A 3,549-nucleotide genomic window follows, 5' to 3' on the forward strand; every position below is an offset into this window, starting at 1 on the left:
GGCAGATGATAATTCTTTTTTATATTATCTCTATAAGAATAAAGTATCTTATATGTATCATTTAGAACATCAATAAAATCGTTTTTTGTCTTTTGATTATCGTGATTATTTTGATTGTATAAATCCTCATACTCATTCCAGATAATTTCAATTAATTTATTTTCTAAATGATTAGAATGAATTTCTCCTGATGGCTCAGTATTTATATCAATATAATCTTGTATTTGTTTTGCAATCTTAGATCCAAGTCTTTTCACTAATTCTTTATGATGTTTCTTATCAGCTTTATTTAGAGCTTTAATGTAGCCATTTCTTGTTAGCTCATTAACATCAAAACTTACTTTTACTCCTGATTTTGTAACAAGATAAAAAATTGGCTGTTTTGCCCAATTTAACCCTCTATTTCTACCAAAAGCCTGTATAATTTCAGCAGGATCGTTAATATTGTCATCTGTTTTGTCTGTGATAAGGCCAACACTACATAAATTTAGATCATTAAATCCAGTAGTCTTCTCGCTAGTAATATAAGAGCCTATAAGCCCCTTCTTACACAGCTTATCAACTACTTTTTCAGTGTATTCTGCAGAACAATAATTAGGTTCATAATAATATTGTTTCGTTGTATCATCTAACGCCTCTATAGTACTTAATTTATGTTTTGTAAGATTCTTCTCTTTATCATGATTATCATCAGATAGTTTAAAGCTTTTTTCTTTTAAGTTAAAAAATGGCTTATTATCCTCAACTTTTGTAGCACTCTTTTGTAAACCATTAACTAAAAAGATAGTTTTATGCTTTTGACAAAATTCTTGTAATGCTAAAAGAGGACTATAGGAGCAGTTATCTGTCCCTAAATATTGGTTATGAATTCTTTTATCAAGTGCCCAATTATCAACAATCATTTTAAGGAATGCATCGTCACCCCTGGCTTGTAATAAAGCCGATAAAACTGTTCTTTCTCGAGTTGCTATACCCTCAGCTATATCTTGTGGAATACCTTCACTAACCAGATCTTTTGATATGTGCTTTCTAGTATCTCCGATATTTTTGGATGATAATTTTGCCTTAACTTCTTTAACTAATGAGTCTAAATCGTGGCGTCTTTTGTAATCTAAAGTAATACTATCATAACCAGTGAGATATGAGATAGTATTTTCAATGATACCATGTAGAACATGAAATTCTTGATATTTTGCAGCATTATTAGAATAGTCTACGTTATTCTCTATAAAATTTTCTGCTTTATTTGAATCATACCCATGATGATCAATCAAATAATTACATAAACCTGCTTTTCTCAACTCTTGTTTTGATTCTTCATATTTTTGCAAATATGCTTCATCTAATCTTTCTCCATGATCAGATAAGGCGCCTAATCCAAAAAAATCATATACATTTTCACGAGAAATTTTATTTCCATTTTCGTATGCACTACCAATCTGATTACCATTTAGCATGAGATGAAAATTGACTACTGAGTCATGACTGCCGCGTCCAACCAAACCTAGAAACTTCTCCCCTATTGGAAGATGAACATTCCATCTTATGCTTTTTCTAATATCACCTTCATTACCATCTGATACATAAAAAGGATCAGTAGTTTTTCTATAGATTACACATTCCTCAATGCTACCAATGCATTCATGTGCTGAGCTCAATCTTTCTTTCTCGATAATACTAGCAAACCATAGTGCTATCCTTTCTCCAAAATTAAATTTGGATCTCTTCTTAGCTGCCTGGATACGGCTTTTTGCTGTTCTAGTTTTTACAGCAGGTGATTTAGAAATACCCCGCTCTTCTTTTTCTTTAAGAGAAAGATTTATAATACAACCAACTCGTTTAGCAATGACTTCTGAAGGTGTAGCAGTTAAAAATGCGATAGGATTTTTTAAATTTTCAATATTTCTTTTATATAGTTCTATCTCAGTTGCCTTATGTGCTTCATCAACACTAATCCACCATTTATTATTTTTAATGAATATAGTTTCAAACTCACTTGATTTTTCTTTGAATAGAATATCATGAGTAGTGATGATATGTGAATTAGGATCTATATTATCAATTTTACCTTTATCACCTAATTTGACTTTATCAGTGATACTTTTTGGTAATAGCCTACAAAAATCTTCTCTTAGTTGATGTGCTAAAGCATCCTGATGAACTGCACAGACTCCATGATAACCTGCTAAATCTAATACAAAAGTCCATAGTGCTTGTGTAAATGATTTTCCAGATCCTGTTGCCATAGCAATTAATACATCAGGATTTTTTGTATCACCATTTACATAATTTATCATTTGATAAAGGTTGGATATATGTATTGGGTAGAGATCAATTTTGTCTAATCCACCGATAATATGCTCATCTATTTTAGTATTAAAAGCATAATTACCGTTATTATCACAACTAAACGTCAATTCATGTGAACTACATAAATCAAGGAAATCATCGTCATTATACTTATTTTTCGGTTTAAACTCAATGTTTTGAGTCTGAGTTCCTTGACTGCTATCACTTTCATAACCTGAATCTTCACGGTCAGATACTATAGTACCAGTAATCTTTACATCATATTTATCATCAGAGTTTTTTTCTATATGAATTTTGCAATTCTTTTTTCCTATCTTTACTTGCTTAGAAAATTTATCTGCCTTTTCTTCCTTAATTGACTCTGTTACGTATTCATTTAATGATAAGCCCCTCTTGTTATTTATAGTAAAATAACTGTTTTTTTTATCATTAATTATATCTAGCAAAAGGTATCCTAGATATACTTTTTTTCCCGCTTTAACAATATTTTCAATGTCTAGCTTCTGCTTTTCAATACTCATAATAGATTTTATATAATTAACAACATTATTTACGTACAATTATATGCAAATAGTATAAAAAGTCAATTAACACTACAGAATATCCTAATCATTGCTATTCAAGACCGCTTCGATAGAGGAAAAGGCATAAATATATGGTATAAGCTCATACAAACAGGCCGCAACAATAGGGTGTATACATCTAACTGCTATGGTTTTACAGTATTGAAATCAGTCAAAAAATCATCTCGTACATCATAAAAAAATTTCTCTACTTAAGTTTTGTATAACCTGTTGTAAGTAGAAAAAACAGAAAATTTTTGATTTTTTTTTGAATACAGCAACATATAAACTTTATAAGTTCTATAGTGCATTTTTTATATTAACTAAATCTCTTAATTGATCGTTGTTAAATTCTGTAATCCAACTCTCGCCACTACTTATAGTTAGGTTTGCTAATTCCTTCTTGCTTTGAATCATCTCATCAATACGCTCTTCAAATGTACCTGTTGAAAGTAGCCTGTACACCATAACATTACGTTCTTGCCCGATACGATAGGCCCGATCTGTTGCTTGTGCTTCTACTGCTGGATTCCACCATAAGTCATAATGTATTACATGATTTGCTGCTGTTAAATTAAGTCCTGTTCCTCCAGCTTTTAAAGACACTATAAGAACCTGTTTAAAATCTTCGTAATAGGAGAGAAATGAAGGAAAGGACAATCATTTGCAAGCTGGT

Annotated in this window: 2 protein-coding genes; both read right to left on the reverse strand. The window is 30.7% G+C overall.

Annotated features, from left to right (window positions below; genetic code table 11):
• The coding region (locus OZD61_RS01495) for a DEAD/DEAH box helicase family protein (RefSeq protein WP_274979590.1) at positions 1 to 2,831 on the reverse strand (2,831 nt) is incomplete at its 3' end.
• A gap of 342 nt (positions 2,832 to 3,173) precedes the next feature.
• Positions 3,174 to 3,533, reverse strand: coding sequence for a helicase-related protein (locus tag OZD61_RS01500; RefSeq protein ID WP_274979591.1), 360 nt, complete (start codon positions 3,531 to 3,533; stop codon positions 3,174 to 3,176).
• Positions 3,534 to 3,549: the final 16 nt, after the last annotated feature.

It is taken from the genome of Wolbachia endosymbiont of Drosophila bocki, assembly GCF_028982005.1.
GTDB lineage: Bacteria > Pseudomonadota > Alphaproteobacteria > Rickettsiales > Anaplasmataceae > Wolbachia > Wolbachia pipientis.